Genomic DNA, 18,071 nt, shown 5'->3' with positions numbered 1-18,071 from the left:
TGGGAGGACGGTCTCCCTGCGGCAGGGACATGCTTTCACACTCCCAGCCCGTTGACCAGCCCTGGTTCCACGAGTCTCGCAGCCGATCTCACGAGTCCCGCACCGGGCCTGACTGCTCCCACCCCCGTAACGCTGCCGGTACTGTGGAGACATGACCTACGATCCCGGGGTGCCGACCAGCGGGGCACCGCCCCTGCGCGGCCTGCACGCAGGCAGCGACGTCGGCGGCTACCGGCTCCTGCGCCGCCTGGGCGCCGGCGGCATGGGCGTGGTGTGGGAGGCAGCCGACGCCGACGGTCGGCGTGTCGCCATGAAGATCCTCCACCCCCAGATCGCCGCCGACCCGGTGGCCCGGCGCCGCCTGGAGCGTGAGGCCCGGGTCCTGGCACGTGTCAGGGGGGAGCGCGTGGCCCGCGTCCTCGACGTCGAGACCGGTGGCGGCCCCGGGGAGGGCCTGGACGTCACCTTCGTCATCACCGAGCTCGTCGACGGTCCCACCCTCCAGCACGAGGTAGACCACGAGGGGGCCTACGACCTGGGCCGGGACGCCCACGACCTGGCGGACCTCGCCCACGGGCTCGTGGAGGCGCTGAGGGCCGTCCACGCAGCCGGGGTCATCCACCGCGACCTCAAGCCCTCCAACGTCATGCTCGGCGCCCAGGGGCCTGTCCTCATCGACTTCGGCATCGCCCAGGTCGCTGACGACAGCCGCCTCACGCAGACGGGTCAGGTCACCGGCACCCCGGGCTTCATCCCTCCGGAGATGCTCGACGGCGGGGCGCCCTCCCCGCAGGTGGACTGGTACGCCTGCGCGGGGGTGCTCCTGTTCGCGGTCACGGGCCAGCCCCCCTTCGGCTCCGGTCCCTGGCAGGCGGTCTTTCGCCGGGTCTACGCCGGGACGCCGGAGCTGGGAGGGCTGGAGGAGGTCTGCCCCGCCCTGGCGCAGGCCTTCACCGCCGCCCTGGCCCCCGAGGCCGACCAGCGCCTGAGCCCTGACGACCTCCTGGCCGTCCTTGACGAGGTCGCCGAGGGAGGCGGCGGCGAGGAGGCCCTCGCCGCCGCCCTGACAGGAACGGGACTCGCCGCTGTAGCGGGGGCGGCAGGGGCTGCCAGCGGCGTGGGCAGTGCTCCGAGGGGCACTGAGGTCACCGCCAGCACCCCTATCGAGGCCGCTGCCGGGGATACCTCCGCATACGGCTCCACCTACGGCCCCGGCGCGGTCGATCCTGGTGCCCCGGCGACCGTCGTGGCAGCCGCCCCCGTGACCGGTTCCACGGACCGGGCCCCAGGAGCAGGAGACCGTGCAGGTCTTGCAGGTCTTGCAGGTCTTGCAGGTGCTGTCGCTGACGGCACCACCGTACCTGCCCCCGCCCCGCTGGACGCAGCGGAACCCTCCGCGCCTCCTGCTGTGTCACCAGACACCAGGGCGCCTACCGCCCCACCGCCCTACGCCCCCCAGGCCCCCCAGGCCTACGACGGCTACCCGGCACCGGGAGCTGTGGGTGAGGCCAGCCTCCCCCTCCCGGCGGCGCCTCCTGCCACGGTCCCGCCTCCGGCGCCACCAGCACCGGGGGAGCCGTGGCCAGGCTCCAGCCACCCCCGTCCCCCGGCCGCCCCGACGACGCCTGCCGCCCTGTCAACGGGATCCGCCTACCCCTACCAGCCGACATCTGTCCAGCCCCCGGTGCTGTCAGGGCCGCCTCCCACCGCCGCGCAGCCGCCGCAGGCCCTCTACCCCCAGGCCTCCTACCCGCAGGACCCTTACCTCCAGGCCTCCTACGACACGCCTGCTCCTGCACCTCTACCTGCCTGGGCGCAGGAGCCCAGACGGCACCCGGGTAGCGTGGCCGCCATCCTGGTCCTGCTGACCGTAGCGGGGCGCTTCTCAGCAGGGTGGACGGTCCTCGCTGTCACGCTGCTGACCCTCGCGGCGGGGACGGTGGGACGCGCCCAGGACAGCCTGCGCTGGACCAGGCTGGCTAACCGGGCGGTCACCCCGGGCGACCGCTCACGCATGTGGCTGGCCACGCCGTGGTATCTGCTGCGTTCCCTGGTGGCCACGGCCTTCGCTGCGGTATCGGTCCTCATGGTGACCGCACCGCTGCCCTACGTCGCGTTGCGTGCACCTGAGCTCTGGGAGGGTCCGCTGTCCTTCCTCGACCCGGGCGGCAGGCTCCCGTTCATGCTGGCCCTGTGGGTCGCCGTGTACGCCCTGGTACTGTGGCTCATTCCCTGGGGCGCCCCGGCCCGTCGTGGAGGGGCCCACCTGATCGAGGCCGTGGCCCCCACGACGCGGGCCAGGTGGGTCCTGGTGGCGGTGGTGCTGGGGCTGAGCCTGCTGCTCTACACCCTCCAGGAGTCCGGCCAGGTGACCCAGCAGCTCCTGGAGCCGCTGCTCGCCGTCTACTGAGGTGTGCTGCGGCCGCTGAACGAGCCACGTGGGAGCACGGTTGCGGGGCAGGGAAGAGACAGTCCGGAAAGACACTCCGAAAAGACAGCTCGGCCCGGGCACGGCTCCGGGCACTAGGCCGGGTCGGCCCAGATCACAGCGCTGTCCCCCTACCGCGAACGACGGCGCTGCCGCCCAGCGCCTAGGTGACAATACCTGCACCGTCGGGACAGGCGCGCACGCCCTGCCCCATACTGGGGCGCAGTCCTGTACCAGCCTTCCTGCCCGACCATCCGGGTGCGGTCCTCCGATCGGCCCGGCGTCCTCACTTCCCAGCCCGTTACCCACATCCGCACCGCACAGTACAGAGGAGCTCCAGGTGGCCTCGAACCAGCCCCGTCCGACCAAGGCCCAGCGCCGTGAGGAGGCCCGCGCCAGGGCCAAGGCCCTGAGGGAGCAGGAGGCCCGCAGGCAGAGGCGCGCCACGATCGCCCGGCGCTCCCTCCTCGGTGCCGCCGTCGTGGGGGTGGCGGGAGTCTCGAGCTACGTGGTCTACAACCACCTCCAGAACAGTGGTGGCACCGGCGCCGCACAGTTCCCGACCGCAGGAGCCATCGCCACCACCCGGGCCGACCGCAGCGGGGTGCCCGAGCCGGTGCTGTCCAACGGCTCGTGGACCTACGGCCCCAGCAGCGGGCTGGACACCATCAGCAGCCAGGCACCGGTCCTCGACGTCTACTTTGACTACTCCTGCCACTTCTGCGCCTCCTTCGAGACGACCCACGCCTCAGAGATCTCCACGCTGCTGTCGCAGGGCAAGATCACCCTGGTGCTGCACCCCTCCAAGATCCTCGGCCAGGAGTGGACCGACCAGGTGATGAACGCCATGGGCGTGGTCCTGAACGAGGCTCCGGACCAGTCCATGGCCTTCCATACCGCCGTGATGGAGCTCTTCAGCCGGATCTACGAGGCCCAGGACACCTCCATGATGACCACCGAGAACCTGGTGGCCGCAGCCACCTCGGCTCAGGTGCCCACCGAGGTCTCGTCCCGGTTCGAGAAGGCCGTCAACGACAACACCTACGAGGAGTGGACGAGTCTCGCCCAGGAGGCGGCCTCCGCGGTCGGGGTCACCGCCACGCCCACCGTCTACCTCGACGGCGAGCGACTCGACCTGAGCCAGATCAGCGGGGAGACCGCTATCACCGAGCTGGTGGAGGCCGTCGAGGCCTCAGCGTCGCCTGCCGCCAGCGAGGGGGCCACGTCGGAGGCGTCCCCCGCCGCAGAGGGCTAGGGGCGCAGCAGGAGGTCGAGTGTGACGGAGGCCAGGTCGGGGACCGCGACCAGCCCGGGGTCAGCCGGAAAGTGCTTGCTGCTGCCGACCTGGACCACGCGGATGCCGTTGCCCCGCGCTGAGGCGGCGCCGGTGGGTGAGTCCTCGACGACGACGCACTCGTGCGGCGTCACGCCCAGGCGCTCCACGGCGGTGGCGTAGGGAAGGGGGTCCGGCTTGGCCCCCACACCGTCGTCACCGCAGACCAGGGTGGCGAAGACCGCGGCGCCAGAGACGCCGCCAAGCTCGGCGGCCACCCGCTCCACGATCACGCGCGGGGAGGCGGAGACGATCGCCTGGACGAGACCCGCCCGTGCTACGGCCGAGGTGATCTCCCGCGCGCCCGGCAGCAGGGGCGGTCGCGCGGCCACCCTGGCCTCGACGTCGCGGGCCATCGCCTCGTAGACCTCCAGGGCGGCGGGGTCCTGGGGACTGGCCGCGGCGCCGGTGGCGGCGATGATCCCTCGGGCGACGGGGATGGAGGTCCCCGCCAGTGCGGAGACCAGCTGCGGGGTCACTGTGCCGCCCCGGGCGGTGCAGTGCCTCGTGAAGGCCTCGTCCCAGAAGGGCTGGGAGTCGATGAGGGTGCCGTCCATGTCCCACAGGACGGCACGCACAGCGGGAGCCAGGTCAGGGGCTGCGGGCTCAGAAGGTGTGGCGGGCTCAGAAGGTGTGGACGAGGTCACCTTCCTCAGGGTACCGGTTGGGGCGGCTGTCCGGGCGGGCCAGGGAGGGCTCGGGGGACTCCCCGATACCGGACGAGCCGGGAGCAGTAGAGGATGGGACCATGACACAGCAGCGCCCCTCGCAGCAGCCTCCGCCCCGTCCCGACTCCTCCGGCACCGGCGGCTGGTGGACCAGGTTGCGAACCACCCTGCCAGCCCGCTCCCGTACCCACCGCATTCTGGGTGGTGTCTGCGGCGGCCTGGCCCGGGCGTGGGGTACCCGCCCCCGGGTGGTGCGTGTGGGCGTCCTGCTCCTGGGCATCCTGCCGGGACCGATGTGGGCGGTCTACGTGCTGGCCTGGGTGGTGATGCCGCTGGAGGGGACGGTCACCCCGGGGCCAGACCACGGTGCACAGGCACGGTGGTAGCCCGCACCAGCCCCAGGGACTGTCCCGGACTCATCCCGAAGAAGGAGATCGGGTGGTCCCCGCGGCGGAGGGGACGGGCGGGGAACAGGTCGGAGTTCGTTCCCCGTGAGGATGGCAGACCGTCCCCGCACTCGTACGGTGGGACCGTGAAGATCACGACGAGGACACGGCGTAACGTGTCGGACGCAGTGCAGGCAGGCGAAGGAGCCGGAAGGCCGCCCGGGCCGGGAGCAGAGGCCTTCGGGCACAGCTCTGCCGGGAGACGCGGCAGGCGCGGGCGGCGCCCCGGGGCGGCCGCCCTGTCCGTCCTGGCCTCGGTGGCACTAGCAGCGGGACTGGTGGCATCTGCTGCCCCCGGGGCCGTTGCCGCCCAGCCGGCCGGGAGCTCCGAGTCCGTGGACCCCTCTGGCTCGGTGGACTCCTCCACAGAGTCCTCAGCCTCAGACTCCTCGACGGGTGACTCAGACGGCAGCGGGAGCGCCGGTGACTCCGGCAGTACGGACAGCACAGACTCCGCTGACTCCGCTCCGAGCGAGGAGGTTCCCGAGGGCCTGGAGGACTTTTACGGCCGTCAGATCGCCTGGGGCCCCTGTGAGGACTCTCAGCAGGAGCAGCAGGCCGCCCAGGGCCACGACGATGCGGGGCAGGAGGCGCAGCAGGCCGCCCGCGAGTGCGCCACCGTCCAGGTGCCCCTGGACTACGACGACCCCTCCGGGCAGACCATCGACCTGGCGCTCAAGCGGCTCCCCGCCTCCGGACAGTCCCAGGGCAGCCTGTTCACCAACCCCGGCGGGCCCGGCGGCAGCGGGGTGGAGCTGATCGACGCTGCTGAGGGCTACTTCTCCGAGGACCTGCGCCAGGCCTACGACATCGTGGGCTTCGACCCCCGCGGCGTAGGGCAGTCCACGCCTCTGGAGTGCATGAGCCGGGAGGAGGCGCTGGAGGAGATCGCCAACGAGTCCACGCTGGAGGAGGCGGGCGGGACAGACGCCCTGGAGGGCGACGGCCAGGAGCCCTCCCCTGACATCTCCCTGGTAGAGCAGGCAGTCCAGGAGGGGGCGAGCCTGGCGGCGGCCTGCCTGGAGCACTCTCCGGTCCCCGAGATCATCGACCACATGGACACCCAGTCCGTGGCCCGGGACATGGACGTCCTGCGTGCCCAGTCCGGTGAGGAGGAGCTGGCCTACCTGGGCTTCTCCTACGGGACCTTCCTCGGGGCCATCTACGCCGACCTGTTCCCCGACAACGTGGGGCGCGTGGTCCTGGACGGCGCCATGGACCCCTCCCTGAGCATGGCGGACATCCAGTACTCCGACGCCGTCTCCTTCCAGGCCTCCCTGACCAGCTTTGTCTCCTACTGGCAGCAGCGCGGCGACAGCCCGCTGACCGGCACGGCAGAGGAGGGCACCGCCCAGCTGACCGAGTTTGTCCAGGGGCTGAAGGACGATCCGGTGCCCGACCCTGAGGGAGGCCAGCCGCTGGATGACGCCGCCCTCACCAACCTCCTCGGGCAGCTCATGTACGACGACGCCCACTGGGCCGGCCTGGCCACAGCCTTGGGACCGCTCCTCACCGACCGGGACGCGCTGCCCCTGGCAGAGTGGCTCGCCAGCGTGAACGGATCGACCTCACCCGAGGGGGACCCCGACGGGCAGGACCCGCAGGACAGTGAGCCCTCGCCCGAGGAGCTGGAGGCAGCGGCTGCCGCGCGGGCCAACGCTCCTGCCATCATCGCCATCAACTGCCTGGACAACCCCGTCCAGGGTGACCTGGAGCAGTGGGAGACCCAGTTCGAGCTGCGGGCAGAGGTCTCACCCCTCTTTGGGGCGAACGAGCGTGCGTGGAGCGACGCCATCTGCTCCGGCTGGGGCCGCCAGGCTGTGCGGGAGCCCGCTGAGACCAGGGCTGAGGGCGCGGCCCCCATCCTGGTGGTGGGCACCACGCAGGACCCGGCCACGCCCTACCAGTGGGCGCAGTCCCTGGCCGACCAGCTGGAGTCGGGCCACCTGCTGACCGCCGAGGGCAACAAGCACTGCGCCTACAGACAGGGCTCGACGGACTGCGTGGACGCGGCTGTCGACGCCTACCTCCTGAGGGGTGAGCTCCCGCAGGAGGGGACCACCTGCGCCCTGCCCGGCCCCGGAGAGGACACCGGGGACGCGGGGGACGCTGTGGGACCGGCCCTGCAGGAGGTCCTGGACGGAGGCCGTCAGACCCCGGACCAGGCCGCGGCTGCGGCAGCCCTGACCAGCAGGACAGGAAGGAGGTGAGCAGGCAGGAACCCACCCTGATGCTTCTCATCCATCCGTGAGCGTGGCGGCCACCTTTGTTGCTTCCGGTGGCCGCCACGCCGCGTACCGGGCAGAACAGCCCCTGCCTCACTCCCTGCACCTTCCTCTGCCGCCTCCCGACGTCGCTGCTCCCGGCAGGCCCCTGCGTCCCGCTCCGCCCACCCAGACCCCGTCCCGAGCCTGTCACAGGTTCGTGGCAGGATCGGGACCATGCAGCAGCCCGATCCGCAGTCCCGCCCCGCCGAGCAGGCTCGTCCCCGCCGTATCGAGTTCCACTCCGCCTATGACCAGGGGTTCGCGCGCGTGGCAGCGGTCACCCTGCCCGTCGTGCCCGCGGACCCCGCAGCCAACGCCGCCGCCGTCATCGAGCAGGCTCGGCAGTTGTCCGGGCAGGGCGTGTGCCTGGCGGCCTTCCCCGAGCTCGGCCTCAGCGGCTACGCCATTGACGACCTCCTCCTCCAGGACGTCGTGGAGGAGGAGGTGCTCGCAGCCATTGAGGCGGTGCGTGCCGCCAGCCAGGACCTCCTGCCCGCCCTGGTGGTGGGCGCGCCCCTGCGCGCCCACGGCACGCTCTACAACTGCGCCGTAGTCATCCAGGGCGGCTGCGTGCGCGGGGTTGTCCCCAAGTCCTACCTGCCCACCTACCGCGAGCTCTACGAGAGGCGCCACTTCACCCCCGGAGACACCATCAGCGCCCGGACCTCCCACCTGCACCTGCCCGGCGTAAGCCCGGGGCCGCACCAGGAGCGGCCGGGAGCCGGGGCAGGGGGCCAGGCGGAGGAGCACGGCGAGGACCACACGGCCCGGCTTCCCGGCGTGCTCGTGCCCTTCGGCCCCGACCTCCTCTTCGACGTGCGTGACGTGGAAGGCCTGGTCTTCCACGTCGAGGTCTGCGAGGACACCTGGGTGCCGGTCCCGCCCTCGTCGCTGGCGGCGCTGGCGGGAGCCACCGTCCTGGTCAGTATCGCCAGCTCCCCGGTCACCGTGGGGCGCTCGCGGGAGCGCCGCGCGCTGGTGTGCTCCTCCTCCGCCCGTAACCTGGCCGCCTGCGTCTACGCAGCCGCCGGGCAGGGGGAGTCCTCCACAGACCTGGCCTGGGACGGCCAGACTCTCGTCTGTGAGGCCGGTGCGCTCCTGGGGGAGGGTGAGCGCTTCCCGGACGGCCCGCGCGCCACGGTCGCCGACGTCGATATCGAGGGGCTGCGCGCCCAGCGGCTGCGGCAGGGGACCTTCCGGGACAACGCCGTGACCTTCTCCCAGGCGGTGCCCGGCGGCGGGCAGGGCGTCCAGGCCGCACCCGTGGGGGACCCGTCACGCTTCACCACCGTGGTCATCGGCGAGGAGGACCTGGCCGCCCCGCGTACGGACATCGGCCTGAGGCGGGTCGTGGACCGCTTCCCCTTCGTCCCCTCCGACCCTGACCGCCTCGCCCAGGACTGCCAGGAGGCCTACTCCATCCAGGTCGCCGCCCTGGAACAGCGGCTGCGGGCGATCGGGTCCCCACGCCTGGTGGTTGGCGTCTCCGGGGGGCTGGACTCCACCCACACCCTCATCGTGGCCGCCCGGGCCATGGACCGGCTGAGGCGCCCCCGCTCCGACATCCTGGCCTTCACTATGCCCGGCTTCGGCACCACCCCGGGCACCCGCAGCAACGCCGAGGCCCTGGCGCTCGGTCTGGGGTGCCACTTCGAGGAGCTGGACATCCGGCCCACCGCCACCCGGATGCTGGCGGAGATCGGCCACCCCTACGCCAGCGGTGACAGGTCCCCCCGGGCCTACGACGTCACCTTCGAGAACGTCCAGGCAGGCCTGCGCACCGACTTCCTGTTCCGCATCGCCGGGGAGCGCGGCGGCATCGTTCTAGGCACGGGGGACCTCTCCGAGCTGGCCCTGGGGTGGTGCACCTTCGGGGTGGGCGACCACATGGCCCACTACGGGGTCAACGCGGGCGTGCCCAAGACCCTCATCCAGCATCTCGTCCGCTGGGTGGCCGCTGAGGGCCTCTTCGGCGAGGACGTCAGCCAGGTGCTGGCCTCCGTCCTGTCCACGGAGATCAGCCCCGAGCTGGTCCCGGCGACCCAGGCGGACCCGGTCCAGTCCACCCAGGCCCGGATCGGTCCCTACGCCCTCCAGGACTTCACCCTGTGGCACGTGCTGAGCCACGGCTCACGCCCCTCGCGGATCGCCTTCCTGGCGGAGAAGGCCTGGGCCCACGCCGAGGAGGGCACGTGGCCCCCGGGACTACCGGAGGCGGAGAAGACCTCCTACCGCCTGCCTGAGATCCGCCAGTGGCTGGAGGTGTTCTACCGCCGCTTCTTCTCCAGCCAGTTCAAGCGCTCCACCCTGCCCAACGGCCCCAAGGTCGTGGCAGGCGGGTCACTGTCGCCCCGGGGGGACTGGCGCATGCCCTCGGACGTGGCCGCTACTGCGTGGCTGGCAGAGCTGGAGCGCAACGTCCCGCAGGAGTGACGCCCTGGCTCGCTCCCGGGGCTCCTGCGGCCCGCAGGAGGGCGGCAGGCGAGGGCCAGAAGCGGTGACCCGTCCCGCAGCGACCTGTGCCTGGACAGCACGCGCCCCTGCGGTGGCTGACAGGAGGAGACTGGCTGAGAATAGAACCAGCAGGGCTGAGACTACGCTAGGGAGCCGCAGTGACCAGACTTCTCGTGACCGACCTGGACGCCACGATCGTCTTTGACCGCCAGGTGGGGGCCGCCGACCGCGCCGCCATGGAGCGCTGGCGGCAGGCAGGCAACCTGCTGGTCGTGGACACCGGCAAGTCCGTCGTCGCCACCCGGGACGTCCTGGAGCCCTGCGGGGTCGACTTTGACTACGGCGTCGTCTTCACCGGGGCTGTCCTGGTGGACGGCGGCTACCAGGTGCTCTCCGCGCGCTTCATCCCCGACGGCGTGGCCCACGAGGTCGTCTCCACGTTCATGGAGTGGCCGGGGGTCACAGTCTTCGCCACCACCATCAAGGCCGACCACATCCTGGCCCAGGGCGGGGGGACCTCCTCCGTCCTGCCCGTCTACAGCCCAATGACCCTCCAGGAGATGGCCGCCCACCAGTTCATCGGGGTGCCGATGCGCGTGCCCGACGACGCCCGGCGGGAGGCCGTCAGGACTGAGGTCGCCCGACGCTGGGGCGGGATCCTGGAGTGCCACCGCAACCAGGACTTCCTGGACCTCGTCCCGGCCGGCTCCTCCAAGGGCAGCGGGCTCAGGCAGCTCCTGTCCGGCCCCCTGGCTGGCCAGGAGCTGGAGGTGTGGACCGTCGGGGACTCCTGGAACGACCTCGACATGCACGCGCAGGCCGACCACGCCGTCGCCCTGCCCTGGTCGCCCCCGGAGGTAGTACGAGCCTGCGAGCGCACCGCCACCTCCATGGCCGAGCTCATCGACTCCCTCCTGGAGGGAGAGTCCTAGCCACTCGTCGTAGCCACTCGTAGCCACTCATCGGCCCCTTGCGGCGCAGGAGCCGTAGCCGCCGCCCAGCAGCCGCGCCGCCGGGTAGCCGAGCACCCTCAGTCCCGGGCGTAGCGGTAGACGTTGGTCTCCCGCAGCGAGAACCCCGCACGGCGGTAGAGGCGGTTGGCCGCCTCACGGGTGGGACGGGAGGTGAGGTCCACGGTGCGCGCACCCAGCCCGGCGGCGTGCTCGACAGCAGCCTCCACCAGGGCCTGCCCGGCTCCCTGGCCCCGGGCGTCGGCATCGACGACGACGTCCTCGACCCAGGCGCGCAGCCCGGTAGGGATGGTGAAGGTGGCCAGGGTCAGCATCCCCAGGATGGGCGCAGGCTCCTGCTCCTGGGTGTCGGGGCGGAAGACGAAGAGGTAGACACCCTCCTGGGCCACCAGGGCCTCGCACTGCTCGGCTGTCAGTGCCGGGGCGCTGCGGGACAGCTGGGGGATGAGCCTCTCCATGGCCTCGACGACCTCCGGGCCGGAGGCGGTGACGAGCTCGACGGACATGTTTTCCTCCTGGGTGGGCAGGCAACGTGACGTGGTGAGCCTACATCCTGCCGTGTCTACCCTGTCTGCCCTGTCGTGCCTGCTGGTCCTCAGCAGGGTAGCCTAGGCGGTGTCCCGGACGCCGCCGGGCCTGGCTGCTACCCGGAAGGCTGCTCATGGTCGAGTACCCGTCGTCGCGCGACTCCTGTGACCCCTCTGGTGACCCCTCTGGCGTCGAGCACCTCTTCGGCGCCGACGAGCTCTTCTTCTCCACCACGGACTCCCGGGGCCGTATCCGCCGGGCAAACGCTATCTTCATGAGACTGTCAGGCTACCCGCGCGGCAGCCTGGTGGGACAGCCCCACAGCATCGTGCGCCACGCTGACATGCCTGCAGGCCTGTTCCGCTCCGTGTGGGACAGTATCGAGGCTGGCTACGCCGCCACCGCCTACATCACCAACCGCTCCTGCGACGGTGGCCGCTACCGGGTGCTGGCCACGATCGTCCCCTCTGGGGACGGGTACCTGTCGGTGCGGACCCTGCCGATGCTCACGGGGCTGCGTGACCGTATGGAGGAGGTCTACGAGCGGGTCCGCGAGGTCGAGTCCGCCTCGGCCGCGGCAGGCTCGACGCGTCGCCAGGTCGCGGCGGCGGGCAACTCGGCTCTTCTGGCCGAGCTGCGTGGGCTTGGCTATGCCGACGCCGTCAGCTTCACCCGGCAGGTCCTGCCCGAGGAGGTCGCTGCGCTAGTGGCCAGCGGCGTGGGTATCCCCGACCGGCCCGGTGCCACGGGGCCGGTCGGCCGGGTCCTGACGGCCATGAACGCGGTGGAGGAGGAGACCTCCGGCCTGGTAGGTGTCCTTGAGGAGGGCAGGAGTCTGGTGGAGGTACTGGGACGCAGGGCTGACCAGATCGACCGGCTCTCTCAGCGCCTAGGGGAGCTGCGCCAGGCCCTGCGCCGCCTGGGGGAGGAGTCCCAGGAGCAGGCCAGTGCGCCCCAGCCAGCCCAGGGCGGCCAGACCTGGCGCGAGGTGGACGCCTTGGTCCTGGAGTGCGCCGAGCAGCTGCGTCCGCTGCACGGTCAGGTTGAGGAGCTGCGTGGCGACGTCGACTCGGTGCGCTTCGCCATCGCGCTCATGCGCCTGCACAATCTGGCTGCCGGCTTCTTCGCCCTCCAGCTCCTGGAGGGCGACGACGAGCTGGGCGCCAACGACGCCGTGGGCTCCCTGGTCGAGCTGTGCACCGCCCTGGAGGCCGGGGCGGCGTCGCTGACGCGGCGGCTCGACCTCCTGTCCGCCCGCAGCGACCTGGTAGCCGAGGAGCTTGAGGCGGTGGCCGGCTCGCTCGCTGCGACCACAGCACCCCTGGCAGAGCTGCTGCGGGCAGCAGGTAGCACTATCGGGCCGGACGGGAGCGGGACCGCTGCCCCAGGAGGGTATGACGGGGACAACGAGGACGACGGGGACGCTGTGGCTGCCGTGCGCGCCCTGGCAGGTGACGGGTTCCCTCAGGCGCGCGACCTCGCGGACCTGGCGGGCCGGGTACGCGACCTGGACCTGCCCTACCAGGAGGAGCGAGTCGATGCCCGTCTGGAGGAGGTTCGTGCTGCCCTGGCCGAGCTGGGGGCCTGAGCCCGGATGCTGGGAGCCTGGGCTGGGCTGGGGCATGAGCCCGGGCTAGCCTGAGTCCGGGCTAGCCTGAGTCCGAGCCAGCTCGACCAGCACCTCGGCGTGGTCGGTGTGGGGGAACATGTCGAACAGGCGGGCGCGCCGCACGCGCAGGGACGGCATCTGCCCCAGGTCGGCTGCCAGGCTCGCCGGGCTGCAGGAGGAGTAGAGCACACGGGGCACGCCGCAGGCCTCAATGCGCCGGGCCAGGTCGGGGCCGAGGCCGCGCCGGGGAGGGTTGACCACCAGCAGGTGCGAGCCCTCGCCTTCGGCGGCGGGTCCCTCCAGCAGGTCCAGGGCGCGGGCGTCACCGGAGTCAAACCGCACCGTGCCCGGGTCCAGCCGCATGAGCCTGGCCGAGTCGCGCGCCCCGCTGACGGCCGCCTCGGAGACCTCCACCCCCTGGACCCGGCGCCCAGGCCCGGCCAGCGCCAGGGCAAACCCGCCGACCCCGCAGAACAGGTCCTGGACACGGGCTGGGGGCTGCCCGGCTGCCCCGCCCGGCCCGATGTCCTCGGCCCAGTCGCGCGCCGTGGCGTACAGGGTCTGGGCCACAGCGGTGTTGGTCTGGAAGAAGGAGCGCGGGGGCAGATGGAGCAGCAGCTCGTGGGGGCGGGCCTGGCCGCCCGGCGCGTCGCTGCCCGACGGGCGGGCCTGAGCCGCCGTGGCTCCCGGTGGTGGCAGCCGCAGGCGCATGAGAAGGCGGTCCTCCTCAGTCAGCACTATCTCGTCAGGCCCCTCAATGACCGCCTGGTGCACCGGCTGGATGTTGACGCTGGCCACCGCCAGCTGGGGCAGCCGACGGCGCAGGTCCGGCAGGGCGTCACGCAGGTCGCTGACGTGGCGGGAGGATCGCAGGACAAAGCGGACCATAAGGTCCTCGTCGGGCGAGGCCGTCACCAGGACGTGCTTGAGCTCCCCGCGGCGCCCGGGGACATCGTAGGGGGCGATCCCCGTGCCAGTCACCAGATCCGCCAGGACGGGCAGGGCGTCGCGGACGGCGGGCACGTGCAGGGGGCAGGACCTCAAGTCGGTGCCGCGGCCGACGGCGTCGAGGATTCCCAGGGTGGGGTGGCGCGAGGTCCCGGCCACCACCATCTTGGCCTTGTTGCGGAAGTGGGTGGGGCTGCTGGGGCAGGGTGGCTGCCACGCGCCAGTGGGTACGTGCGCCCTCAGGAGGGCAGCCACCCGGGCCTGCTTGGCCTCCAGCTGGTCTCCCGGTGGCGTGTCCAGATGGGGGCAGGAGCCGCACCGGCCCTCGTCGTGGAGCACGCACAGTGACGGCTGGTGTCTCACCATAATTTCCTCAGCGTCCTTCTGGGTGTCCCCCCGGCCTCGCAGCGAGCCAGCGCTCCCGGTAGCCGGTCTCGTGGAGGTTCCAGATACGAGCAGGCACACCGGTGACCTCCTCAAGCCGCAGCGCCATCTCGCGGCTGAGCGGGACCTCCCCGTGAAGAAGCCTGCTCACGTGCCTACGGCTCACACCGAGCCTGCGGGAGAGCTCGGCGGCGCTGACCCCCTGGTCCTCCATCCACTCCTCGACAAAGTCGCCGGTAGGCACGACGTAGTTGGGACGCTGAGTCAAGACTGTTCTCCTCGGGGACGACGAGCCCTCGGCTGGCGCTGAGCCGAGCAGGTCACACTAGATAGCGATCCAGATAGCGGATCTAAGCGTACGTACCAGGTATTCGCAACTACGCCCCGGGTGGGTGGGACTGCTGTTCCTCGTTGGGGCGGCTGGGTCCCACAGAGCCGCTTGTCGGACTCGAACCGACGACCTGCTGTTTACAAGACAGCTGCTCTACCAGCTGAGCTAAAGCGGCGGGCGCCTGGTGGCGCAGGACAGTCTGTCACAGGCTGCCCCGCAGGGGAAGCGGCGCTCCGTGAGCCGCCGGGATGCTCCCCCAGCCCTCGGGGTCCAGGGGTGGGCCGTGGGTCCCAGAACACATCGGGTGCACGCTGCCTCCTCAAGGCCAGCGCCCCTGGTTCTGGATTCTGCTTGCTGGGGCTTGGTGGGCGGTACACCGCCGACGTACCGGCGCCAGGACCTAGCGTCTTCTCTCAGGGCGACCGTTTCCTCAGCGCGCCCACCGCGCCCGCAGAGAGTTCGCGTACAGGCGCAGCTCGTCCACCACCGTGGTCTCCAGCACGTCGGTGGCCGCGCTGCCCGGCGTCGTCGAGCACAGCCACTGGAGCTGGAGGCCGTCGGACAGGGCGACGAGCGTGCGCGCCACCAGCCGGGAGGGCATCTGCGGGTCCACGGTGCCAGCCTGCTTGCCCGCCTCGAAGCAGGCCTCAAAGAGCCCCACGGCGCTGCCCAGGTGGGCGGCCATCCAGGCGTGGGCCGGGTGGCTGGCGTCCAGGACCGACACCGAGGTCGCCGTGTAGATCGCGGCCAGCTCGCGGGACTGAGCGCTGCGGTGCAGGAGGTCGATGTAGCGCTCCAGCTGGTGCCAGGGGTCGGCCGACCCCTCGGCCTGGGCCAGGAAGTCAGCAACGTCGCGCTGGTCCCGGCGCTCCAGGACCCTGGTGAACAGCTCCTCCTTGGAGGAGAAGTGGTGGAGGACACCCGCCTTGGAGATGTCGGCAGCCGCGGCGACATCGGCCAGGGAGGTGCCCGCGTAGCCTCGGGAGCCGAACAGCGTGACGGCCTCGGTGAGGATGCGCTCGCGCTTGTCCTCGCTGCCGGCCTTGGGCCTGCCGGGACCGCGCCTGCGTGAGGGACCCGCCTCGCCAGGAGGGGTGTCTGGGCTGCTCATACCTGCATCATGGCACTGCTGGCCCTGGTGCGGCACCTCCGACCCCGCTTACCTTTGTGACAGTGTTCCCGTGACAGGAACGTGATCCTGGTATAGGTTTGGTCCTGGTCCCGGCGCAGACGCCGGTCCTCGCACTGCCAGCCCGAGGGAGGCCCAGATGCCCGCCGAGCCCCGCAACGCCCGTGAAGCCGTTGTCCGTGACGCCGTTGCCCCAGACGCCCGCCCCGCCCCTGCCAGCGGCGGCACCTGCGCTGGCAGCGCCCGTCGGGGCCTAGCGGCCGTGGTGGCGGCGGTGCTCCTGGCCTCAGGGGGCGTGGTGGCCTGCTCCTCCGGCCAGGACCCCGACATCCCCGCCCTGGAGGAGGCCGCCTCCGCCTCCGCGACGCCCGGGGCCTCCCAGGAGGCCACCGCTGAGAGCGGGGCCGCAGCCGAGGACGCGGCCACTGCGTCAGCTGGCAGCGAGGACGGGACGGAAGACGCGGACGGCACCCAGGCCCCGGAGCAGGCCTCTGCCCAGGCCAGCCCGCCCGATCCCAGCGAGGTCACCGCGCAGTCCCTGTCCGACCCCGCCACCGGCTACACGGTGACCTCCGTCCCCGATGACCTCGACCAGGCCCAGGCGGAGGTGCTGCTGGCCTTCGTGGCCTATGACCGCGCCACCTGGGAGGCTCTTCGCGACATGGACGGCCTGGAGGAGGTCGAGGCCACCACCACCGGCAGCGCCCTGGAGTCCTACACCGAGACCTACAACAGGTATGACGAGGCCGCCCAGCACTATGACGGCTCCTTCTCAATGACTGTGGAGTCGGTGGAACTCATCTCAGACTATGGCGTCGCCACGGTGGGATCCTGCGGGGACTACCGAGAAGTAACACGTCTGTCCTCCTCAGGAGAGGACCAGACCCCGGAAGGCTTTCAGAGCACCTCCAGTGCAGACTTCACGCTGATCTACAGCGTCGGGGGATGGAAGGTCTCGTCCTGGTCAGATACGGGGGCAGACTGGTGCTGAGCGCGCACCGCCTCAGGAAGATCAGCCCCGCCTTCGGTGGATGGGGGCGGGGCAGGAGATGCCCCCGCAGGGCGGCCCTGCGGGCTCCGCACCGGCTGGCGCCCCTCCTCCTTGCTGCGGTGCTGGCAGTTGCGGGCCTCCCCGTCGTCTCGACCGCGACAGCGAGAGATGAGGAAAACAACGGAGGCAACGCGCCCAGCGCGGCGGGAGCCAGCCAGTCCTCTGACGGCGGCGCGCAGGTCACGGTGTCGGTGTCCTATACCCAGGCCCAGGCAGGCTCCGAGGGCACCGGGGGTAGCCCGGTCACAACATCCACCCAGGTGGAGACCACCGTGCTGCCCGTGTGCTGGTTCGAGGAGGGAAATACCGGCCAGGAGACTGCCGAGTTCCTGGAGAGGATCGCTACCAGGGATGACGCTGCCAGCATCGTCATGAACTACCGCAACTGGGAGGACCACGCCGAGGACGCCCAGGGCCACTGGTATCTCCCCACCTGTGAGAGGAACAGGTGGGAGGGTGACGACGACCAGGACTTCATCGACCTCGTCACCTCCTTCATGGAGGACAACCCCCCGGTCTACGTGGAGGCCGAGGAGGCGCCTCCCGAGCCCCCGGTGGACGGGGCCACCCTGGCTGCCGCAGCCTGGGACGCGGTGGACATACCCGTGCCAGAGGTAGGCCACAACCCCTCCCTGGGAGAGGGAGGCGCGACCCTGGTGGGCTGGTACACCTGGGTGTGGGCCGCCGGGGACACACCCACCCAGGTCACCGCCACCGCCACCGCCGGACCAGTGACCGCCACCGTCACCGCCACCGCCACCGGCCTGGACCTGTCCGCCCCCGACGCCCAGGTGGACTGCCACGGCTTCGGCACACCCTGGAACCAGGGCGCCGAGGGCACCGACTGCACCGTGGTGTTCACCCGCAGCTCGGCCCACCTGGGCGGGACCACGCCCCTGACCACCTCCGTCCGCTACGAGGTCTCCTATACCGCCACCGACGGCGCCGCCGACACCCTGGACACCGTGACTACCACCAGCACCCACGACATCCCTGTCGCCGAGGTCCAGACCCTCACCACCAACCCCGACTAGAAACGACTAGAAACCCGGAAACACCACCGCCTGCGCTACCAGGGTCCCGGCCCCGGGGGCCAGAAAGCCACCGCGGAGGAAGCCGACAGACTGACACCCGGGGAGACCGACCTCGGGCCAGCAGGATCGACGACGCAGTCACATTCTCACCCTCTGGGCTACCACCAAGACAGCCAGACAAACCCAGCAAGACCGCCGCAAGGGCAGTTCCCCCTGCCCGCCTCATCCTCCCACCGCAGCCAACACGGCTAGTCCTTGTTGATGGTGACGTCACCAGAGTCACCACCCGGCTCGCCGTCATCCCCCAGCACCAGCTCAGCAGCCTCCCTAGCACCCTGGCTAACATTGGAGCGCAGACCGCCTAGGACGTCGTCGTGGTCGGCCCTGGCCACCTCAATAGACATGGCCCACTCACGCACGTCAGAGACAGTCCCTGGACCAGGAGCAGCAGGCAGGTCAACCACCGGCCCGTCCCCCGACCCCGGCTCGT

16 protein-coding genes and 1 tRNA gene are annotated in these 18,071 nt (G+C 71.3%); 9 read left to right on the top strand and 8 right to left on the bottom strand.

The window, feature by feature from the left end; all coding sequences use genetic code 11:
• Positions 1-151: 151 nt before the first annotated feature.
• Both D4740_RS12000 and D4740_RS11995 read left to right on the top strand, forming a co-directional pair.
• The gene (locus D4740_RS12000) at positions 152-2,410 is read left to right on the top strand and encodes a serine/threonine-protein kinase (protein WP_119837112.1); all 2,259 of its coding nucleotides are present in this window, start codon (positions 152-154) and stop codon (positions 2,408-2,410) included.
• Positions 2,411-2,768: 358 nt separating this feature from the next.
• Complete coding sequence (locus D4740_RS11995) at positions 2,769-3,683, top strand: thioredoxin domain-containing protein (RefSeq protein ID WP_119837111.1); 915 nt, start codon at positions 2,769-2,771, stop codon at positions 3,681-3,683.
• Here D4740_RS11995 and D4740_RS11990 read toward each other — a convergent pair.
• Positions 3,680-4,351 (bottom strand): HAD family phosphatase, encoded by a 672-nt coding sequence (locus tag D4740_RS11990; protein WP_259390828.1) that lies wholly within the window; start codon positions 4,349-4,351, stop codon positions 3,680-3,682. The two genes, D4740_RS11995 and D4740_RS11990, sit on opposite strands and share 4 nt — an antisense overlap.
• Positions 4,352-4,385: 34 nt before the next feature.
• Positions 4,386-4,511 (bottom strand): hypothetical protein, encoded by a 126-nt coding sequence (locus D4740_RS13395; protein ID WP_259390824.1) that lies wholly within the window; start codon positions 4,509-4,511, stop codon positions 4,386-4,388.
• Between D4740_RS13395 and D4740_RS11985 the strand changes: the two genes are divergently transcribed.
• From D4740_RS11985 to D4740_RS11970, 4 genes are all read left to right on the top strand, one after another.
• On the top strand, positions 4,510-4,815 hold the full coding sequence (locus D4740_RS11985) for a PspC domain-containing protein (protein ID WP_119837110.1): 306 nt from the start codon (positions 4,510-4,512) through the stop codon (positions 4,813-4,815). The genes D4740_RS13395 and D4740_RS11985 overlap by 2 nt on opposite strands.
• A gap of 146 nt (positions 4,816-4,961) precedes the next feature.
• Positions 4,962-7,085, top strand: coding sequence for an alpha/beta hydrolase (locus tag D4740_RS11980; protein WP_147392919.1), 2,124 nt, complete (start codon positions 4,962-4,964; stop codon positions 7,083-7,085).
• Between the two features lie 231 nt (positions 7,086-7,316).
• On the top strand, positions 7,317-9,575 hold the full coding sequence (locus tag D4740_RS11975; RefSeq protein ID WP_119837108.1) for an NAD(+) synthase: 2,259 nt from the start codon (positions 7,317-7,319) through the stop codon (positions 9,573-9,575).
• 179 nt (positions 9,576-9,754) lie between these two features.
• The gene (locus D4740_RS11970; protein WP_119837107.1) at positions 9,755-10,528 is read left to right on the top strand and encodes an HAD family hydrolase; all 774 of its coding nucleotides are present in this window, start codon (positions 9,755-9,757) and stop codon (positions 10,526-10,528) included.
• Positions 10,529-10,626: 98 nt separating this feature from the next.
• On the opposite strand, the gene D4740_RS11965 is transcribed toward D4740_RS11970, so the two are convergent.
• Positions 10,627-11,073 carry an N-acetyltransferase gene (locus D4740_RS11965; protein ID WP_119837106.1) on the bottom strand — a complete coding sequence of 149 codons (447 nt, stop codon included), beginning with the start codon at positions 11,071-11,073 and terminating at the stop codon, positions 10,627-10,629.
• A 155-nt stretch (positions 11,074-11,228) separates the two neighbouring features.
• On the opposite strand from D4740_RS11965, the gene D4740_RS11960 reads away from it, so the two are divergent.
• Entirely contained in the window at positions 11,229-12,683 is a 1,455-nt protein-coding gene (locus D4740_RS11960; RefSeq protein ID WP_119837105.1) for a PAS domain-containing protein, read from the top strand.
• A gap of 45 nt (positions 12,684-12,728) precedes the next feature.
• On the opposite strand, the gene D4740_RS11955 is transcribed toward D4740_RS11960, so the two are convergent.
• The 4 genes from D4740_RS11955 to D4740_RS11940 all read right to left on the bottom strand — a co-directional run bounded on the left by D4740_RS11955 (position 12,729) and on the right by D4740_RS11940 (position 15,478).
• Complete coding sequence (locus tag D4740_RS11955; RefSeq protein ID WP_119837104.1) at positions 12,729-14,018, bottom strand: methyltransferase domain-containing protein; 1,290 nt, start codon at positions 14,016-14,018, stop codon at positions 12,729-12,731.
• A gap of 7 nt (positions 14,019-14,025) precedes the next feature.
• Positions 14,026-14,304: a HigA family addiction module antitoxin gene (locus tag D4740_RS11950; RefSeq protein WP_119837103.1), complete on the bottom strand. Its 279-nt coding sequence runs from the start codon at positions 14,302-14,304 to the stop codon at positions 14,026-14,028.
• 165 nt (positions 14,305-14,469) lie between these two features.
• Positions 14,470-14,542 (bottom strand) — tRNA-Thr (locus tag D4740_RS11945).
• A gap of 255 nt (positions 14,543-14,797) precedes the next feature.
• Positions 14,798-15,478, bottom strand: a complete 681-nt coding sequence (locus D4740_RS11940; protein WP_119837102.1) for a TetR/AcrR family transcriptional regulator — start codon at positions 15,476-15,478, stop codon at positions 14,798-14,800.
• Between the two features lie 157 nt (positions 15,479-15,635).
• On the opposite strand from D4740_RS11940, the gene D4740_RS11935 reads away from it, so the two are divergent.
• Positions 15,636-16,487, top strand: coding sequence for a hypothetical protein (locus tag D4740_RS11935; RefSeq protein WP_119837101.1), 852 nt, complete (start codon positions 15,636-15,638; stop codon positions 16,485-16,487).
• Positions 16,442-17,581, top strand: coding sequence for a hypothetical protein (locus D4740_RS13050; protein ID WP_220475048.1), 1,140 nt, complete (start codon positions 16,442-16,444; stop codon positions 17,579-17,581). Before D4740_RS11935 ends, D4740_RS13050 begins: the two co-directional genes overlap by 46 nt.
• A gap of 248 nt (positions 17,582-17,829) precedes the next feature.
• On the opposite strand, the gene D4740_RS12975 is transcribed toward D4740_RS13050, so the two are convergent.
• A partial coding sequence (locus D4740_RS12975) for a hypothetical protein (protein WP_182911415.1) occupies positions 17,830-18,071 on the bottom strand: 242 nt, incomplete at its 5' end.

It is taken from the genome of Actinomyces sp. 2119, from assembly GCF_003591215.1.
Lineage (GTDB): Bacteria > Actinomycetota > Actinomycetes > Actinomycetales > Actinomycetaceae > Actinomyces > Actinomyces lilanjuaniae.
This window is presented reverse-complemented; position numbering and strand designations above follow the sequence as displayed.

Bases quoted from the DNA above. Each gene is read 5' to 3' on its own strand.
- D4740_RS12000 (WP_119837112.1), top strand. From the start codon at position 152: ATGACCTACGATCCCGGGGTGCCGACCAGCGGGGCACCGCCCCTGCGC.
- D4740_RS11985 (WP_119837110.1), top strand. From the start codon at position 4,510: ATGACACAGCAGCGCCCCTCGCAGCAGCCTCCGCCCCGTCCCGACTCC.
- D4740_RS13395 (WP_259390824.1), bottom strand. From the start codon at position 4,511: ATGGTCCCATCCTCTACTGCTCCCGGCTCGTCCGGTATCGGGGAGTCC.
- D4740_RS11975 (WP_119837108.1), top strand. From the start codon at position 7,317: ATGCAGCAGCCCGATCCGCAGTCCCGCCCCGCCGAGCAGGCTCGTCCC.
- D4740_RS11965 (WP_119837106.1), bottom strand. From the start codon at position 11,073: ATGTCCGTCGAGCTCGTCACCGCCTCCGGCCCGGAGGTCGTCGAGGCC.
- D4740_RS11960 (WP_119837105.1), top strand. From the start codon at position 11,229: ATGGTCGAGTACCCGTCGTCGCGCGACTCCTGTGACCCCTCTGGTGAC.
- D4740_RS11955 (WP_119837104.1), bottom strand. From the start codon at position 14,018: ATGGTGAGACACCAGCCGTCACTGTGCGTGCTCCACGACGAGGGCCGG.
- D4740_RS11940 (WP_119837102.1), bottom strand. From the start codon at position 15,478: ATGAGCAGCCCAGACACCCCTCCTGGCGAGGCGGGTCCCTCACGCAGG.
- D4740_RS11935 (WP_119837101.1), top strand. From the start codon at position 15,636: ATGCCCGCCGAGCCCCGCAACGCCCGTGAAGCCGTTGTCCGTGACGCC.
- D4740_RS13050 (WP_220475048.1), top strand. From the start codon at position 16,442: ATGGAAGGTCTCGTCCTGGTCAGATACGGGGGCAGACTGGTGCTGAGC.